The organism is Ruegeria sp. HKCCA0235A (assembly GCF_013033235.1).
Classification (GTDB): domain Bacteria; phylum Pseudomonadota; class Alphaproteobacteria; order Rhodobacterales; family Rhodobacteraceae; genus Ruegeria.
This window is the reverse complement of sequence record NZ_WQDQ01000009.1, coordinates 146,047-162,498: the sequence shown is the minus strand read 5'-3', so window position 1 is coordinate 162,498 and position 16,452 is coordinate 146,047. Positions and strand designations below refer to the sequence as shown.

The 16,452-nt window shown below is 59.0% G+C and carries 14 protein-coding genes; 12 read left to right on the top strand and 2 right to left on the bottom strand.

Translation table 11 applies throughout. From position 1 onward, the window contains the following. Positions 1–49 precede the first annotated feature (49 nt). The 10 genes from regB (at position 50) to GOW56_RS16160 (ending at position 12,656) form a co-directional block, all read left to right on the top strand. On the top strand, positions 50–1,447 hold the full coding sequence (gene regB, locus GOW56_RS16205) for a sensor histidine kinase RegB (protein ID WP_171116656.1): 1,398 nt from the start codon (positions 50–52) through the stop codon (positions 1,445–1,447). 66 nt (positions 1,448–1,513) lie between these two features. Further along, positions 1,514–3,022, top strand: a complete 1,509-nt coding sequence (locus GOW56_RS16200) for a PAS-domain containing protein (protein ID WP_171206512.1) — start codon at positions 1,514–1,516, stop codon at positions 3,020–3,022. Positions 3,023–3,063: 41 nt separating this feature from the next. Continuing rightward, entirely contained in the window at positions 3,064–3,537 is a 474-nt protein-coding gene (tsaE, locus tag GOW56_RS16195; RefSeq protein WP_171206511.1) for a tRNA (adenosine(37)-N6)-threonylcarbamoyltransferase complex ATPase subunit type 1 TsaE, read from the top strand. Beyond that, positions 3,534–4,538 (top strand): aminoglycoside phosphotransferase family protein, encoded by a 1,005-nt coding sequence (locus tag GOW56_RS16190; RefSeq protein ID WP_171206510.1) that lies wholly within the window; start codon positions 3,534–3,536, stop codon positions 4,536–4,538. The genes tsaE and GOW56_RS16190 overlap by 4 nt, the downstream gene beginning before the upstream one ends. Then, a complete protein-coding gene (locus tag GOW56_RS16185; protein ID WP_171206509.1) occupies positions 4,535–5,221 on the top strand; it encodes a nucleotidyltransferase family protein in 687 nt (228 codons plus the stop codon). The genes GOW56_RS16190 and GOW56_RS16185 overlap by 4 nt, the downstream gene beginning before the upstream one ends. Beyond that, positions 5,214–8,138 carry a double-strand break repair protein AddB gene (addB, locus tag GOW56_RS16180; RefSeq protein WP_171206508.1) on the top strand — a complete coding sequence of 975 codons (2,925 nt, stop codon included), beginning with the start codon at positions 5,214–5,216 and terminating at the stop codon, positions 8,136–8,138. Before GOW56_RS16185 ends, addB begins: the two co-directional genes overlap by 8 nt. Continuing rightward, positions 8,135–11,491: a double-strand break repair helicase AddA gene (addA, locus tag GOW56_RS16175; RefSeq protein ID WP_171206507.1), complete on the top strand. Its 3,357-nt coding sequence runs from the start codon at positions 8,135–8,137 to the stop codon at positions 11,489–11,491. The genes addB and addA overlap by 4 nt, the downstream gene beginning before the upstream one ends. Before the next feature lie 18 nt (positions 11,492–11,509). Then, positions 11,510–11,872 carry a thioredoxin gene (gene trxA, locus GOW56_RS16170; protein WP_367396964.1) on the top strand — a complete coding sequence of 121 codons (363 nt, stop codon included), beginning with the start codon at positions 11,510–11,512 and terminating at the stop codon, positions 11,870–11,872. 74 nt (positions 11,873–11,946) lie between these two features. Next, complete coding sequence (locus tag GOW56_RS16165; RefSeq protein WP_171171547.1) at positions 11,947–12,297, top strand: Lin0512 family protein; 351 nt, start codon at positions 11,947–11,949, stop codon at positions 12,295–12,297. Continuing rightward, positions 12,294–12,656 carry a Lin0512 family protein gene (locus tag GOW56_RS16160; RefSeq protein WP_171206506.1) on the top strand — a complete coding sequence of 121 codons (363 nt, stop codon included), beginning with the start codon at positions 12,294–12,296 and terminating at the stop codon, positions 12,654–12,656. Before GOW56_RS16165 ends, GOW56_RS16160 begins: the two co-directional genes overlap by 4 nt. 61 nt (positions 12,657–12,717) lie before the next feature. Here GOW56_RS16160 and GOW56_RS16155 read toward each other — a convergent pair whose 3' ends face one another. Next, complete coding sequence (locus tag GOW56_RS16155; protein WP_152459629.1) at positions 12,718–12,912, bottom strand: DUF1127 domain-containing protein; 195 nt, start codon at positions 12,910–12,912, stop codon at positions 12,718–12,720. A gap of 197 nt (positions 12,913–13,109) precedes the next feature. Here GOW56_RS16155 and hslV point away from each other — a divergent pair, with 197 nt between their 5' ends. Further along, on the top strand, positions 13,110–13,667 hold the full coding sequence (gene hslV, locus GOW56_RS16150; RefSeq protein ID WP_152459628.1) for an ATP-dependent protease subunit HslV: 558 nt from the start codon (positions 13,110–13,112) through the stop codon (positions 13,665–13,667). Here the strand turns inward: hslV and GOW56_RS16145 are convergent. Beyond that, positions 13,659–14,900 (bottom strand): MFS transporter, encoded by a 1,242-nt coding sequence (locus GOW56_RS16145; RefSeq protein WP_171116678.1) that lies wholly within the window; start codon positions 14,898–14,900, stop codon positions 13,659–13,661. The two genes, hslV and GOW56_RS16145, sit on opposite strands and share 9 nt — an antisense overlap. 192 nt (positions 14,901–15,092) lie before the next feature. On the opposite strand from GOW56_RS16145, the gene hslU reads away from it, so the two are divergent. After that, the gene (gene hslU / locus GOW56_RS16140; RefSeq protein ID WP_171116680.1) at positions 15,093–16,400 is read left to right on the top strand and encodes an ATP-dependent protease ATPase subunit HslU; all 1,308 of its coding nucleotides are present in this window, start codon (positions 15,093–15,095) and stop codon (positions 16,398–16,400) included. The last annotated feature ends 52 nt before the right edge of the window (positions 16,401–16,452 follow it).

Here is a 16,452-nt window from a genome sequence, read left to right as displayed (position 1 = left end):
GGGACACCTATCAAGATGACCAGCCGATGCAACAGGACATAAGCGACCGATGGCAGAATCCAATCAGACTTTTTGGCGCGGCCAGGAACGCAGCAGCTGGATTCGTCTACGGACCCTGATCCTTTTGCGATGGGTGGCCATCATCGGCCAGCTCACCGCAATCACGGTGGCCCAGCGATACTATGACGTGCAGCTGGAACTGGGCCTGTGTTACCTGGCCATCGGAATCTCGGTCATGGGCAACCTGACTGCCATATTGCTGTTTCCGCAGAACAAGCGCCTGACCGAGTTTGAAAACTTCCTGATGGTTCTGTTCGACCTGCTGCAATTGTCAATTCTGCTGTACTTGACAGGCGGGCTGAACAATCCGTTTGCGCTGCTTCTGCTGGGCCCGGTCACGATTTCAGCCAATGTCATGAGCACACGATCGACCCTGATTGTCGGCGCCGTCGCAATCGTTCTGACAACTGTGCTGGCGGAATTTCACCTTCCGTTGCGGACAAGTCTGGGGCTTGTTCTGGATATCCCCGATATCCTTCTGTTTGGAAACTGGGCCGCGATCATAATCGCCATCGTCTTCATCGGCGCCTATTCCCACCGCGTCAGTTCCGAAGTCCAATCCATGTCCGAAGCGCTGGCCGCCACGCATATGGCGCTGGCGCGCGAACAGAAGCTGACCGATCTGGGGGGCGTCGTTGCCGCTGCCGCGCATGAACTGGGCACGCCTCTGGCGACGATAAAACTGACCAGCGCGGAACTGATCGAAGAACTGGACGACCGCCCGGACCTGAAAGAAGACGCCGCTTTGATCCGCGAGCAGGCAGACCGTTGCCGTGACATTCTGCGCGACATGGGACGGGCGGGCAAAGATGATCTGCACCTGCGGCAGGCGCCGCTTTCGACAGTGGTGAACGAAGCGGCCGAACCACATGTCGGTCGCGGCAAAGAGGTTCATTTCTCTGAAGGCCCCGCGCAGGACGGGGATGTTCAGCAGCCCTCGATCCTGCGCAAACCCGAGATCATTCACGGTTTGCGCAACCTGATTCAGAATGCCGTGGATTTCGCCCGCGCAAATGTCTGGGTCGAGGCCGAATGGACCGACAGCAGGATCACCGTCAGCATCATGGATGACGGGCGGGGATATCCGCCCCACATGATCGGACGCATCGGCGATCCCTTTATGCGCCGCAGACGGGCGGAATCCGATCAGAGAGCACGCCCGGAATACGAAGGGATGGGCCTGGGATTGTTCATCGCCAAAACCCTGCTGGAACGCAGCGGCGCCGAACTGGAATTCGCCAATGGTTCGGACCCCTACCAGCATCTGACCGACAATCCTGAACGGCGCGGGGCAATCGTCAAGGTGACCTGGCCACGCAAACTGATTGATGCGCAGAAGGGTGACACCCCGGTCCCGTCGGGATCCAACACGCGCATCCAGGTGTGAATTAAGAGACCGTTAACCAATCCCACGCATAGTCTGTCCTTGTATCGTTCAGGCTTGGGGAGTTTGATGGCCGATTGGATTATTCTGGCCGCGATCAGTCTTGTTTCGTGCTGTTTCGCCGTTCTGTGGCTGTTGCCACGCCGGGCTCAGCGCGACAAGGCTTTTGGTCTGTTTTCGAACACCTCGCTGTTTGACGCCGTATTCCTGTTCGATGGCGACCAACTGATCAGCCATTCTGATTTCGCACTGGCCGGGTTTGAGCATATTGAAAACTGGCTGGACCTGCGGCGCTTGTTGCAAAGGGATTTCCCCACCTTTCCCGAAACTCCCGACAAAGTGCGCGATCAGGGCAAAATCCTGGTATCGGCCATTGACTGCACGATCGAACGAGAAGTCGTGTGTGAGTGGATCGACGGTATCGTCCGCGTTCGACTTTGCGAATGCGCCAGGACCACCTCGGCCGGATCGGTTACCCCAGGCGAACCGACTCGTCTGGCAATGGATCTGGCCCCTTACCCGGTATGGTTGGCGGATAACGACAATCGGGTGCAATGGTGCAATGCCGCCTATGTCGCACTTGTTCAAAAGGCACGTGATCAGGACGCCGATCTGACTGCGCCGCTTTTTGAAAGCCCGGAGGATGCCACAAGACCTACCGGAAAAACCCGCGTGTCGGTGGATGTGGCAGATACTGATCGCAAGCTTTGGTTCGATTTGACTCGGATTGAACACGAGAACGGTCATCTATGCTATGCCGTTGACGTCAACGCGATTGTCGAAGCGGAAACCGCCCAGCGCAAATTCGTGCAGACCATGACCAAGACCTTTGCCCAATTGTCCATTGGTCTCGCCATTTTTGACCGCAATCGGCAACTGGCCCTGTTCAACCCGGCCTTGATCGACCTGACCACCTTGCCGCCCGATTTCCTCAGTTGCCGCCCCAGCCTGAGCAGTTTCTTCGACCGCTTGCGGGATCAACACATGATGCCCGAACCGAAGAATTACCGCAGCTGGCGGCGTCAGATGAACGACCTTCTCGAAGCGGCTGAAGATGGAAACTATCACGAGACGTGGTCGCTTCCATCCGGGTCGGTCTATTCCGTCAGCGGCCGCCCTCACCCGGACGGCGCAGTGGCGTTTCTATTCGAGGATATCACCGCCGAAATCACCCTGACGCGGCGCTTTCGATCAGAAATGGATCTGATGCAGTCCATCCTAGACAAACTGGCGGACGCGATTGCCGTCTTTGCGGATGACGGTACGCTGGCCTTCACCAACTATGCGTATCAAAAGCTGTGGGGAGACGCGCACGAGGTCGGGTTCCAAAGCGAAACGGTCACCGACGTGACGCGACGCTGGCAAGACCTCTGTATTGCGACACCGGTTTTGGGTGAGGTGCGGGATTTTGTCGAAATGCGGGAAAACCGCGCCGAATGGACAGCTGAAATCCAGATGAGAACCGGCATAACCGTGGATTGCACCGTCACACCGGTTCATAACGGCGCGACAATCGTGCGGTTTACGCAATCCGAATTTCCATCGAAATCCATCGCGATGGAACAGATCAGCGCCTGAACCGGGTTGCAGCCGGTCAGGCGCAAGGCCATTGTGGCGGCATGACACAGACCGCCCGATCTCTGACTTTCAAATCACCCGAAGAAACCGCAGTTTTCGCACGGCAATTGGGAACATCTCTGCGCCCGGGCGATGTCGTTCTGCTGGAGGGCCCGATCGGCAGCGGCAAGACGCATTTCGCGCGCAACCTCATTCAGTCATTGATGGATGAACCCGAAGATGTGCCCTCGCCAACTTTCACTTTGGTCCAGGCTTACGACACGCCATCAGGGGAAATATGGCATTGCGACCTGTATCGTCTGAGCGCGGCCGAAGAAGTTGACGAACTGGGTCTGACGGACGCTTTCGATACGGCAATCTGCCTTGTGGAATGGCCGGACAAGATGGGCCCGTTGGCGCCCCAAGGCGCGTTGACGTTGGCCTTTGAAACAGGCCCTAACAATATCGATTTCCGCCGTGTGACCCTGTCTTGGACTGCTCCGAAATGGGCGGAAAAACTGGAGAGAACCGCATGACCAACAGGACGGTCCTGGCCGAGGCCCTGATTGCGCAAACACCCTGGGCCGGAGCAACACGTACGCCATTGGCAGGCGATGCCTCGAACCGGCGATACGAACGGCTGATTGATCCAACCAACGGGCGCACTGCGGTTTTGATGGACGCGCCACCTGAAAAAAGTGACGATGTTGAACCCTTCGTGCGGGTTGCCGAATACCTCCGATCGGTTGGTCTGAGCGCGCCGGAAATCTATGCCGAAGATACCCAGTACGGTTTTCTGTTGCTGGAAGATCTGGGTGATGATCTTTTTGCGCGCGTCCTGAAAAAAGACCCGGGCAAAGAGCGTGAATTGTACCGGGCCGCCACCGACGTGCTGCTCCACCTGCATCGGGCGCCTTCTCTTGCCTTGCCGTCTTATGATCCGTCCCTGATGACGGAACTGGCTTCATTGGCTTTCACCAAGTATGCGGCCGGTATCCTGGGAACATGTGATGAGGACGCCCTGTCGCGGTTCGAGCACCGGTTCGCGGACATCCTGCATCGTGAAACATCCGGTTCGAAAGTGGTCATTCTCAGGGATTATCACGCGGAAAACCTGTTGTGGCTGCCGCAGCGCGAAGGCGTGAAGCGCGTCGGGTTGCTGGACTTTCAGTTGGCCATGCTGGGGCACCCGGCCTACGATCTGGTGTCTCTGCTACAGGATGTACGCCGAGATGTCTCGGCCGGGATCGAAATGCAGATGATCAACCACTACATCTCTGCGTCAGGTATGGACGACCATGATTTCCGCACGGCCTACAGTGTTTTGGGGGCCCAGAGAAACCTGCGTATCCTTGGCGTCTTCGCACGTCTGGCGACGGAATATGGCAAGCCTCACTATGTGGACATGATCCCGGCCGTCTGGGCACATCTGATGCGCGATCTGGATCACCCTGCCCTGGTTTCGGTGGCGTCCCTGCTGCACGAGGCTTTGCCCAGACCCACACCGGAAAACCTTGCCAAGTTGAGAACGCAATGACCGGATCGCCATTTGCCGCAATGCTGTTCGCAGCCGGGTTCGGCACCCGTATGGGAGCGTTGACCAAAGACCGGCCCAAGCCATTGATCGAAGTGGCGGGGCGACCACTGATTGATCATGCGCTGGATCTTGTCGAAGATCTTGATCCCGTCCGTACCGTTGCCAACCTGCATTATCACGCTGATCAGCTCGCGGCGCATCTCGGCCCCAAAGGCGTTCTGCTGTCTCGGGAAGACCCTGAAATCCTGGAAACAGGTGGCGGATTGCGGGCGGCTTTGCCGATGCTGGGCACCGACCCCGTATTCACGTTGAACACGGACGCGATCTGGTCAGGGCCAAACCCGTTGACCCTGTTGCAGCAAGCCTGGGACCCGGGTCTTATGGATGCGCTGTTGATGTGTGTTCCGGTTGCGCGAACCGTTGGTCATATTGGATCGGGTGATTTCACCGCTGGAAAAGATGGACGGATCACGCGCGGTCCTGGTCTGGTTTACGGCGGGGCCCAGATCCTCAGGGCCCAGGGTTTGCATTCGTTCTCGCAAACAGCGTTTTCACTCAACCTGCTCTGGAACCAGATGCTTGATCAGGGTCGGCTTTTTGCGGTCGAATACCCGGGACGCTGGTGCGATGTAGGTCGTCCGGAAGGCATCGCGCTGGCCGAGGGTTTGCTGGCTGATGTTTGAATCCGGCACCCTGCCCCGTGTATTTGCCGTGCCTCCCGGTACGGATTTCCCCACGGCATTGGTCGATGGCCTGCGGCAGCGCTGTTCGGGCCCACCCGAAGCTTTGGCGCGGGTAGAGTTGATCCTGAACACACGACGCATGGAACGGCGCGTCCGCGATCTGTTCAATCAAGGGCCACCTTGCCTTCTGCCCCGTCTCTCGTTGGTGACGGACTTGGGTGAAAGGGTTGATCTGGCGCGGATCCCGCCTGCTATCCCGCCTCTGCGGCGGCGTCTTGAGTTGACTCAGCTTGTATCCAAACTGCTGGAACAACAGCCGGACCTTGCCGCCCGGTCATCGATCTTTGACCTGTCCGACAGTCTGGCCGCGCTGATTGACGAAATGCAGGGCGAAGGCGTATCGCCCGAAGCGATCCGGCAGCTGGACGTCAGCGACATGTCCGGACACTGGTCGCGGGCACAAGCCTTTATCTGCATCGCGGATCAATTCATCGACACCGGCGGGCAGACGATGGATGCGCAGGCCCGCCAGCGCCGCGTGGTCGAAAACCTGATCGCGCGATGGCAGATTACCCCCCCGCAACACCCGGTCATTCTGGCGGGCTCTACGGGGTCCCGTGGCACCACCCTGATGTTGATGGAAGCCATCGCGCGCCTGCCGCAAGGGGCATTGGTGCTGCCCGGATTTGATTTCGACCAGCCGGATCACGTTTGGCAGGGGCTGGATGATGCGTTGACGTCTGAAGATCACCCACAATACCGTTTCCGCAAGTTGATGCGCGCGCTGGAACTTGCACCGGGTCAGATCACCCCATGGACGGATTTATCGGCCCCCTCACCCTCGCGTAACAGATTGATATCCCTGGCACTACGTCCAGCGCCCGTCACTGACGCCTGGATGACCGAAGGCCCCAGACTGTCCGATATAAAAGGCGCAACCGACGGTCTGACGCTGGTCGAGGCTCAATCGCCTCGCGCCGAGGCATTGGCCATCGCCCTGCGCCTGCGGCAGGCGGCGGAAACAGGACAGACCGCCGCTCTGATCACGCCGGATCGCATGTTGACCCGCCAGGTCAGCGCCGCGCTGGATCGGTGGAACATCGTGCCGGACGACAGTGCGGGCCTGCCGCTGCAACTTTCCCCGCCGGGACGTTTTCTGCGCCATGTGGCCAACCTGTTCACACGCCGTCTGGAAGGCGAGGCGCTGCTGACCCTTTTGAAGCACCCGCTATGTCATGATGGCGGTGACCGCGGAATTCATTTGCTGCACACGCGTGACCTGGAACTTGACCTGCGCCGTCACGGCCCGCCCTTTCCTGACAGTGCAAGCCTTGCGGCTTTTGCAGTGCGCAAAGAGGCCCAGGAAAGCTGGGTGAAATGGGTCGTGCAGCATTTCTGCGACCAGCAGGTCACCAGTGAACTGCACCTCGCGGACTGGGTGGAGCGTTTGATGAAACTGGCCGAGGCGATCTCGGCCGGCAGCACGGGTGAAACGGGCACTCTGTGGGACAAAAACGCAGGCCAAAAGGCGCTGGGGGTGCTGAATTCTCTCAGCGCAGAGGCGCAGCATGGCGGCCTGATGACAGCCCATGACTTTGCCGATCTGCTGGGCGCTCTGCTTGCGGGTGAAGAGGTTCGTGACCGGGATGCGCCGCATCCGCACATCATGATCTGGGGCACGCTCGAGGCACGGGTGCAGGGCGCCGACCTGCTGATCCTTGGCGGGTTGAATGAAGGAAGTTGGCCAGAGGCGCCAACACCCGATCCCTGGTTGAACCGGCAGATGCGTGACAAAGCCGGCTTGTTGCTGCCCGAACGCCGGATCGGCCTGTCTGCGCATGACTTCCAGCAGGCCATCGGCGCACCCGAAGTGTGGTTGACCCGCGCGACCCGCTCGGATGATGCCGAGACGGTTCCGTCGCGCTGGCTGAACCGACTGACCAACCTGTTGCAGGGTTTGCCGGGTCAGGGTGGCCCCGAAGCTCTGGCCAAAATGCGCGCTCAGGGCGAGAAATGGCTGAACTGGTCCGAGGCACTGGAAGATGCGCCGCCTATCGACCCCGCACCGCGCCCATCTCCGCGCCCACCGGCTGCCGCACGCCCGCGCCGACTGTCTGTGACCGAGATAAAAAGGCTGATCCGCGACCCATACGCGATATACGCCAAACATGTGCTTCGGCTGAAACCGCTTGATCCACTTGTGCAAGCCCCCGATGCCTTGCTGAGAGGGATTGTTATTCACGAAATCCTCGAGCATTTCATCAAGGACAGCGTCCTCGACAGCGCCTTGCTGACGCGGGACAATTTCCTGAAACGGGCACACGCCCTGTTGGATCAGCATGTCGCCTGGCCAACCGCCAGAAAACTGTGGCTGGCCCGGTTGGAACGGATCGCGGAGGATTTCCTTGGCGCAGAACTCGCGCGCCGGGCTGATGGCGGGCCGGTGGCGTTTGAGGCGGCGATGAAGCTGGTGCTGAACCCTCCGGATTTCACCATTGTCGGGCGCGCGGACAGGATCGATTGCAACAGCCGGGGCGCGTTGCGGATCATCGACTATAAAACCGGCGCGCCACCCACGGAAAGTCAGCAATCCAAATTCGACAAGCAGTTGCTGATCGAGGCGGCCATGGCCGAGCAAGGCGGGATTGAGGGCCTGGACCCGACAGGCGTGGCCGAAGCCATCTTCATCGGTATGGGTGGCAGCTACAAGGAGGTTGCCGCGCCCTTGGAAAAAGAACCGACCGACAAGGTTCTTGCCGAGCTGAAAGAGTTGATTTCCGCTTATTTAGAGCCTGATCAGGGATTTTCGTCCCGTCGTATGCTGCACAAGGATTCAGATATCGGTGATTATGATCACCTGGCTCGGTTCGGCGAATGGGACCGGACAGCCGAAACGTACCCCGAGGATCTGTCATGAGCCCGCGCAACGATGCAACAGAACGGCAGGTGCAGGCCGCGCGCCCCGATGCCTCGACCTGGCTGGCGGCCAATGCGGGATCAGGCAAGACACGGGTTTTGACGGACCGGGTGGCGCGTTTGCTGCTGGACGGAGTCCAGCCTCAGCACATCCTGTGCCTGACCTACACCAAGGCCGCCGCCAGCGAGATGCAGAACAGGTTGTTCAAGCGCCTTGGTGAGTGGGCCATGCTGGATGATACCCCCTTGTTGCAGGAGCTGACCGACCTGGGTGTACCCGGCGAAATCGGTTTGGACCGGTTGGCGCAAGCGCGAACTCTGTTTGCCCGCGCCATCGAAACGCCGGGTGGTCTGAAAATCCAGACCATCCACTCGTTCTGCGCCTCGTTGCTGCGACGATTCCCGCTCGAGGCTGGTGTCAGCCCGCAGTTCACCGAAATGGAAGACCGCGCAGCAGCCTTGTTGCGAGAGGAGATTGTCGAAGATTTCGCCGCAGGCCCTCAGGCCGGGTTGATTGAAGATGTGGCCCGGTTTGTCACGGACACGGGTTTTGACAAACTGACTGCTGCACTCACGCAAAAACGCAATCTGTTTGTGCAGCCGCTTGGGTGGTCCGATCTGCTGCATCGCTTCGATCTGCCCGCCGGCTTTGACGAAACCGCGCTGCTTGGGCGGGTTTTTCTTGGTGGCGAAGTCGACCTGATCCGGTCCATGCTTCCCGCTTTGACCGAAAGCGGTGGCAACAACGCCAAGGCCGCCGAGAAACTGGCCGGGTTCAACGAAGCCAGATTGGCACATCTACCCATGTTGGAAGGCGTGTTTCTGACAGGGAAGGGCGCAAAGGAACCCTTCACGGCCAAACTCAACGCTTTTCCGACCAAACCCCTGCGCGAAGGTGTGCTGGCCGACCGGATGCCGCAGCTCGAGGCCTTCATGCTGCGGATCGAAGCCGCACGAGAACAGCGTCTGGCGTTGGTCGCGGCGCAGAAAACCGCGGTTCTGCACCGCTTTGCCGCAGCCTTCCTGCCGGAATACGAACGGCGCAAGCAATTGCGCGGCTGGCTGGATTTCGACGACCTGATCCTGCGCGCGCGGCAGGTGTTGAACGATCCGGCAGTGGCCGAATGGGTGCTGTACCGACTTGACGGGGGCATCGATCATATTCTTGTGGACGAAGCACAGGACACCAGCCCCGATCAATGGGACGTGATCGAGAAACTGGCGCAGGAATTCACCAGCGGGGAAGGGGCCCGATCCGGGGTTGAACGCACGATCTTCGTCGTCGGTGACAAGAAGCAATCGATCTATTCCTTTCAGGGCGCCGATCCACAGGCCTTTGACAGAATGCAGGAAGAGTTTGGCCGGAAATTGGCTGAATCAGGCTCTAAACTGTGGGATTCGACGTTGGAATACTCGTTCCGATCCTCCAGCGCGATCCTGACTCTGGTCGATATCCTGTTTGAAAACCGCTCTGGCGCGGGGTTTCATAAGGACAGTCAGCACCGTGCTTTCAAGGCCGATCTGCCGGGTCGTGTTGATCTTTGGCCCGTTGTCGAAAAAGTAGCGGATGCCGAAGACGGAGATTGGACCGATCCGGTTGATCGTCCCGGCGCACGGCATCACACCGTCATTCTGGCCGAAAAGGTTGCACAGTCGATCAAAGACATGATCGAACGGGGTGAGACGATCCCGGAAGATGGCAAACCCGGCCAATTCGTTCGTCGAAAGGTGCAGCCGGGGGATTTTCTGATCCTTGTGCAACGCCGCTCGGACCTGTTTGCCGAGATCATCCGTGCCTGCAAGGCGCTGCACCTGCCCATCGCCGGAGCAGATCGGTTGAAAGTGGGCGCTGAGCTGGCGGTCAAGGATCTTGCGGCATTGCTCAGCTTTCTGGCCACGCCCGAAGACAGCCTGTCCCTGGCGACGGTTCTCAAATCCCCCTTGTTCGGCTGGTCCGAACAGCAGCTTTTCGATCTGGCGCACCGTCGCAAGGAACAGTTCCTTTGGGCCGCACTGCGCAACCGCGCGGAAGAGTTTCCCGAAACTCTGTCGGTGCTGAACGATCTGCGCAGCCAGATCGACTTTCTGCGCCCCTATGATCTGATCGAACGTATCCTGACCCGCCATGACGGACGGCGCAAGCTGTTGGGGCGGTTGGGGGCGGAAGCCGAAGACGGTATCAACGCGCTGTTGTCCCAGGCTCTGGCCTATGAGCGAACGGATATCCCCAGCCTGACGGGATTTCTGGTCTGGATGCAGACTGACGATCTGGAAATCAAACGACAGATGACCGGCGTCGGCAACAGGATCCGGGTGATGACCGTTCATGGCTCAAAAGGGTTGGAGGCGCCAATTGTCATCCTGCCGGATACCGGCAAACGCCAGCCCCCGCGTGACGCCGAGATTATGTTGGCCGGCGGAACACCCTTGTGGAAAGTGTCGGCGGACGCGTCACCAAACCTGATCTCGCAGGCGCGGGAAGAGGCGCGCAACCGCGAGGAAAACGAACGGCTTCGGCTGCTGTATGTGGCCCTGACACGGGCGGAAAAGTGGTTGATCGTGGCGGCGGCAGGCGATTTGGGGAAAGACGGCAACAGCTGGTATCAGATGGTCGAGGCGGCGATGGATCGGGCCGGGGCCGCGCAGGTGCCGGGTACCGATATCCGCCGCCTGTCCCACGGGGATTGGGACGCGCTGCCCTTGATCGATCAACCGAACACTGTCGTTCAGCAGGTCGAACTGCCGGATATGTTCCAACATCCGGCACCGGATCCGGTTGCGCCTGCCGGCACGCTCAGCCCTTCGGATCTGGGTGGTCCTAAGGCGTTGCCCGGAGATGCCGGCCTGGATGAAGATGCGGCCAAACTGCGCGGAACCCGCCTGCACCTGTTGCTGGAACACCTTCCCGTGGCCGAGAAAGACCTTTGGCCAGAGCTTTGCGCCCGGTTGCTGCCCGATATGCACGAAACGGACCGGCACGAGGTTTTGAGCGAAGCCGTAACTGTGCTGACAGCGGAAGGTTTGCAGCCGGTCTTTGCACCTGACACGTTGGCTGAGGTGCCCATTACTGCCGCTCTGAACGGGCAGCGGATGCATGGGGTTGTTGACCGTCTGATCCTATCGGAAACGGAAGTGCATGTGATTGATTTCAAATCAAATGCCACCGTTCCAGACCGCGCGGAAGACTGCCCCGAAGGCCTGCTGCGACAGATGGGGGCATACGCGCAGGCGCTGGCGCAGATCTATCCGGATCGCAGCATTCGTACCGCCATTCTTTGGACCCGCACGGCGCGGCTGATGTGGTTGCCACACGATCTTGTGACAGATGCTTTGGCCCGCACCCAGATATCTTGACCTTACCCGAAGCGGCACATACGTTCTGTTCCCAAGTTTACCCCATTCAGGAGACAGAATATGTCGACCGTAGCCGTTACCGACGACACCTTTGACGCCGAAGTCAAGAATTCGACCGTTCCCGTGGTCGTGGATTTCTGGGCCGAATGGTGCGGCCCCTGCAAGCAAATCGGCCCTGCGCTGGAAGAGCTGGCGGCCGAGTATGGCGACAAAGTCAAAATCGCCAAGGTCGATGTGGACAGCAACCCGAACTCAGCCGCCGCCATGGGTGTACGTGGCATCCCCGCGCTGTTCATCTTCAAGGACGGTCAGGTCGTTTCCAACCGCGCGGGCGCGGCGCCCAAAGCCGCCCTGCAAAGCTGGATCGACGAATCCATCTGATCTGGTCCTAACAGATTATCTCGAAGGCGCCTCAGATCGGGGCGCCTTTTCTATTGAAGACATCGGAGACACCAATGGCAAAAACGCGGGTCCTTGTGGAATTCGGGATGGGCACATCCCTGCGCCGGATGGACTATACTCAGGCGTCACTGCGGGCGATCAAGGATGCGCTTTGGCACAACTCGGTCAACATGGCGGAACTGTTCGGGTTTCCGAAAGAGGCGATGATCATTGATGCCGAAATAGGGGTTCAGCAGCCGGATCAGGTGGACACCGAAGCGTTGAAAGCTGTCTTTCCCTATGGTCACCCCAACATTACTGTCACCAAAGGCGGGCTGGACATCGCAAAGCCCCACAGTGACGGACACACGGTCATTGCCAACGCCGCCCTGATCGTTTCCTTCGACATGGAGCCTGCACAATGAGTGAAAAACGCATCATTCTGGAGATGGGAACAGGTAACGATCTTTACGGCCAGGACTATACCAAGGCAGCCCGCCGCGCGGTGCAGGATGCTTTGCACCATTCATCCATCACGTTGTTTTCAAAACTGGGGATCGACCATTCCGAAATGCGCGTCAGCGTCACGATCGGCGTGCAGGATCCTGAAGAGGTGGATTGCGATCTGGTTGCCTCGGATCTGCCGCGGGGCAGGGCCAAGGTTCGCGCAGTCAAAGGTGGGCTTGACGTTGTCGACGAAGAAGCGGGAACGCGGCACGTGGTTGCAACTGCGGCGATCGAGGCGTTTCTGCCTGATCTTTCTGGAAAATACGTTCAGGGCTGAACAAAGAAAAAGCCGCTCGGAAATCCGTGCGGCTGTCTCGAGTTGCTGATCTGCGGGAACATCAGAGATCGGCGATGTCTGCGCGGCTCAGGCCGATATCGTCAAGCTGGGCGTCGCTGAGTTCCGACAGGAGTTTGCGGGTTTTGCGGGATTCTTTCCATTCGACAACGGTGTTGACGACATTGGTGAACGCGTCCACTACGTGCAGGATGGTAGCTGCTCCGAGCGGCGCATGAATGTTAGCTGTGGTTGCCATGTGCGCGGTCCTTTGTGAAGAAACAGCCGACCCGTTGTCGGTTGTAAGCCCCATGTAGTCCTGCATGCCCGGACTCACAATTGCTGGTCTGGTAACCCCGGAATGCGTTTTTTGCATATCTTTTAGGCAATTGAAGAACGGGTTGCGCCAACCTGCGACCCAGCCCATATATACCGCCAGCGAAAACGGAGACGATCATGGCAGACAACGACTTTCCCGGTTGGCACGGCACGACGATCATTGGCGTCAAGAAGGACGGTCAGATCGTCATAGCCGGTGATGGGCAGGTCAGCCTGGGTCAAACCGTGATCAAGGGCACGGCCCGCAAGGTGCGTCGCCTGTCCCCCGGAGGGTCCGAAGTTGTCGCCGGCTTTGCCGGGTCGACGGCCGACGCCTTCACCTTGCTGGAACGGCTGGAGGCCAAGCTCGAGGCGACACCGGGCCAACTTGCCCGTGCTTCTGTGGAATTGGCCAAAGACTGGCGTACCGACAAATACCTGCAAAAGCTCGAAGCGATGCTGATCGTCACGGACGGCAAGGACATGTTCGTGATCACCGGGGCGGGTGACGTGCTGGAACCTGAACACAACGTGGCTGCCATCGGGTCCGGGGGCAATTTTGCCCTGGCCGCTGCCCGCGCGATGATGGACAGTGACAAGTCGGCGGAAGAGGTCGCGCGTCAGGCAATGGCCATCGCGGCCGATATCTGTGTCTATACCAATGGTAATCTGACGGTTGAGACGATCTCAGGCTAACAGCGCCGAGATCTCCTTGCCTTTCCAGCGGCGATGCATGCCGATCAGGCCAATGATCGCTGCGATGATCACGATGTAGTAGGGCACGCGGATATCGATGCTCATCAATCCGCCCCCGATCAGCGACATGATCCCGCCCGCAAGGCAGAACACGGCAGTGGTCACACCCATGACCCAGCCTTGATCCGCTTCGCTGACGCTGGAAGAGAACAGCCCAAGCATGGTGGGGTAGGCGATTCCGAACAGGAAATAGAAGAAAAAGACCGGCACATAACTGAACACGCCGCTTGGGCTGAAGGCGAACGCGAAACCGCAGATCACCATGACGATGAGTGACGTGTGGATTATCGCATGTTTGCTGAATTTCTCTTGCGCGGGTTTCACCAGGAACGTGCTGGAGAAGGCCAGCGCCACACCGATGACGACCATCGCCATACTGCCGCCGATGACTCCGTATCCGAAGGCGCTGGTCAGGAAATTGTCGACAAAGACGTAGAAGGTGACATTGGCGATCATGAAGAACGAATAGACCGGCAGGATCTTCAACACCATCGGATGACCACGCACCGCCATCAGGCTGTCTGTTATGTCACGGGGACGGAAGACAAAGGGCGCGCGATCCGTTCGGGTATCCTGGAAGAAAAACAGGACCAGAAAGATTGCAATCAGCACAAGGACAAATGCGCCGTAAAAAGGCGTTCTCAGCGTGGCGAAACCGCCCAGCAGGGCGGCGTCAGACAAGACCGCGCCGATGATCGGCCCGCCCACAAGGCCAAAGCTGACGCCTGTCACGATATAGCCCATGTTCCGGTCCCGGTCTGTCGCGTCGGTGCTGCCGTCGATCATCGCCGCTTGCGCAATGGGTTGGTTGCCCGCAGTAAATCCGGTGATCGAACGCCCGACGATCAGCAGAAGAAGGCTGTTGAGATAAAGCGCGGCAATGGTCAGGGCATACCCGGCCAGAGCACCGCCCAGGCACACCAGCAAAGCGTTCTTGCGCCCGATCGAATCCGATACTTTCGAAACATAGACAACGCCCAAAAACCAGGACAGGAAAAAGCACCCGATCACGAGGCCGTAATAGAAATGCCTGCGCCCCTCGGGCGTGTTTTCGGGCAGAAACCCGGATTTCGTTTCCATGATCAGCGAGTTGATGATCGGAAAGACCAGCCCCTGTCCGATCAGATCCACAAACACCACAAACAGAAGGGTAATCTTGGCAATATTTGTCATGTCTTACGCTCCTGACCCTCAAACCCTTGAAATCACTGTAGCAGAGGGTTCGCGCATTCCCCAAGCAAAGCATTTGCAAACCTGAGCCGGCATTGCTAACCAACGCGGCCATGAATACAGGCTTGGTTGTTTTCGCCCGCGCGGTGATTACCTAAGCCGCATGACACAAATGCCGACCGAAAGGACTGCCCTTTGACCGACCTGACCCCGCGCGAGATTGTCTCGGAACTGGATCGCTTCATCATCGGGCAGAAGGACGCCAAGCGCGCCGTGGCCGTCGCCCTGCGCAATCGCTGGCGCCGCAAGCAATTGCCGGACGACATCCGGGAAGAAGTCTATCCCAAGAACATCCTGATGATCGGCCCCACCGGCGTCGGCAAGACCGAAATCAGTCGCCGTCTGGCCAAACTGGCCCGCGCACCGTTTATCAAGGTCGAGGCCACCAAGTTCACCGAGGTCGGATATGTCGGTCGTGATGTGGAACAGATCGTGCGCGATCTGGCAGATGCGGCCATCCTGCAAACCCGCGAGTTCATGCGCGAAGACGTCAAGGCCAAGGCACATCAGGCTGCCGAAGATCGGGTGATCGAAGCCATAGCAGGCGCGGATGCGCGCGAAGGCACGCGCGAGATGTTCCGCAAAAAGCTGAAAGCCGGCGAACTGGACGACACGGTGATCGAACTGGAACTGTCCGACACCTCGAACCCGATGCCGATGTTCGACATTCCGGGGCAGCCGGGCGGTCAGATGGGCATGATGAATCTGGGCGACATTTTCGGCAAGGCCTTTGGCGGACGGACGGTAAAGAAACGCATGACCGTCGCCGAAAGCTATGATGCGCTGATCGGGGAAGAGGCCGACAAGCTGCTGGATGATGAAACCGTCACCCGAACCGCGCTGGACTCCGTCGAACAGAATGGCATCGTATTTCTGGATGAGATCGACAAGGTCTGCGCCCGCTCTGACGCACGCGGCGGCGATGTCAGCCGCGAAGGCGTGCAGCGCGACCTTCTGCCCTTGATCGAGGGAACCACCGTCAGCACCAAGCATGGCCCGGTCAAAACGGATCATATCCTGTTCATCGCCTCGGGTGCGTTTCATATCGCCAAACCGTCGGATCTGTTGCCGGAATTGCAAGGGCGCCTGCCGATCCGCGTCGAACTGCGCGCCCTGACCGAAGAAGACTTCGTGCGCATCCTGACCGAAACCGACAATGCCCTGACCTTGCAATACACGGCGTTGATGGGCACCGAGGACGTGACCGTCAGCTTTACCGAGGACGGCATCGCGGCGTTGGCGAAGATTGCGGCTGACGTGAACCAGAGCATCGAAAACATCGGCGCGCGGCGGCTCTATACCGTCATGGAGCGGGTTTTCGAAGAACTGTCTTTCGCTGCACCGGACAAAGCCGGTTCAGAGATCACCGTTGATGCACAGTTCGTCAGCGACAATCTTGGTGAATTGACCAAGTCCTCTGATCTGAGCCGTTACGTTTTGTAACACGGCCAGCCGTTTTTTGCCGTTGTTTTGGTCTTGCCATGCTGGACGTCGC

Bases quoted from the DNA above. Each gene is read 5' to 3' on its own strand.
- regB (WP_171116656.1), top strand. From the start codon at position 50: ATGGCAGAATCCAATCAGACTTTTTGGCGCGGCCAGGAACGCAGCAGC.
- GOW56_RS16200 (WP_171206512.1), top strand. From the start codon at position 1,514: ATGGCCGATTGGATTATTCTGGCCGCGATCAGTCTTGTTTCGTGCTGT.
- tsaE (WP_171206511.1), top strand. From the start codon at position 3,064: ATGACACAGACCGCCCGATCTCTGACTTTCAAATCACCCGAAGAAACC.
- GOW56_RS16190 (WP_171206510.1), top strand. From the start codon at position 3,534: ATGACCAACAGGACGGTCCTGGCCGAGGCCCTGATTGCGCAAACACCC.
- GOW56_RS16185 (WP_171206509.1), top strand. From the start codon at position 4,535: ATGACCGGATCGCCATTTGCCGCAATGCTGTTCGCAGCCGGGTTCGGC.
- addB (WP_171206508.1), top strand. From the start codon at position 5,214: ATGTTTGAATCCGGCACCCTGCCCCGTGTATTTGCCGTGCCTCCCGGT.
- addA (WP_171206507.1), top strand. From the start codon at position 8,135: ATGAGCCCGCGCAACGATGCAACAGAACGGCAGGTGCAGGCCGCGCGC.
- GOW56_RS16165 (WP_171171547.1), top strand. From the start codon at position 11,947: ATGGCAAAAACGCGGGTCCTTGTGGAATTCGGGATGGGCACATCCCTG.
- GOW56_RS16160 (WP_171206506.1), top strand. From the start codon at position 12,294: ATGAGTGAAAAACGCATCATTCTGGAGATGGGAACAGGTAACGATCTT.
- GOW56_RS16155 (WP_152459629.1), bottom strand. From the start codon at position 12,912: ATGGCAACCACAGCTAACATTCATGCGCCGCTCGGAGCAGCTACCATC.
- hslV (WP_152459628.1), top strand. From the start codon at position 13,110: ATGGCAGACAACGACTTTCCCGGTTGGCACGGCACGACGATCATTGGC.
- GOW56_RS16145 (WP_171116678.1), bottom strand. From the start codon at position 14,900: ATGACAAATATTGCCAAGATTACCCTTCTGTTTGTGGTGTTTGTGGAT.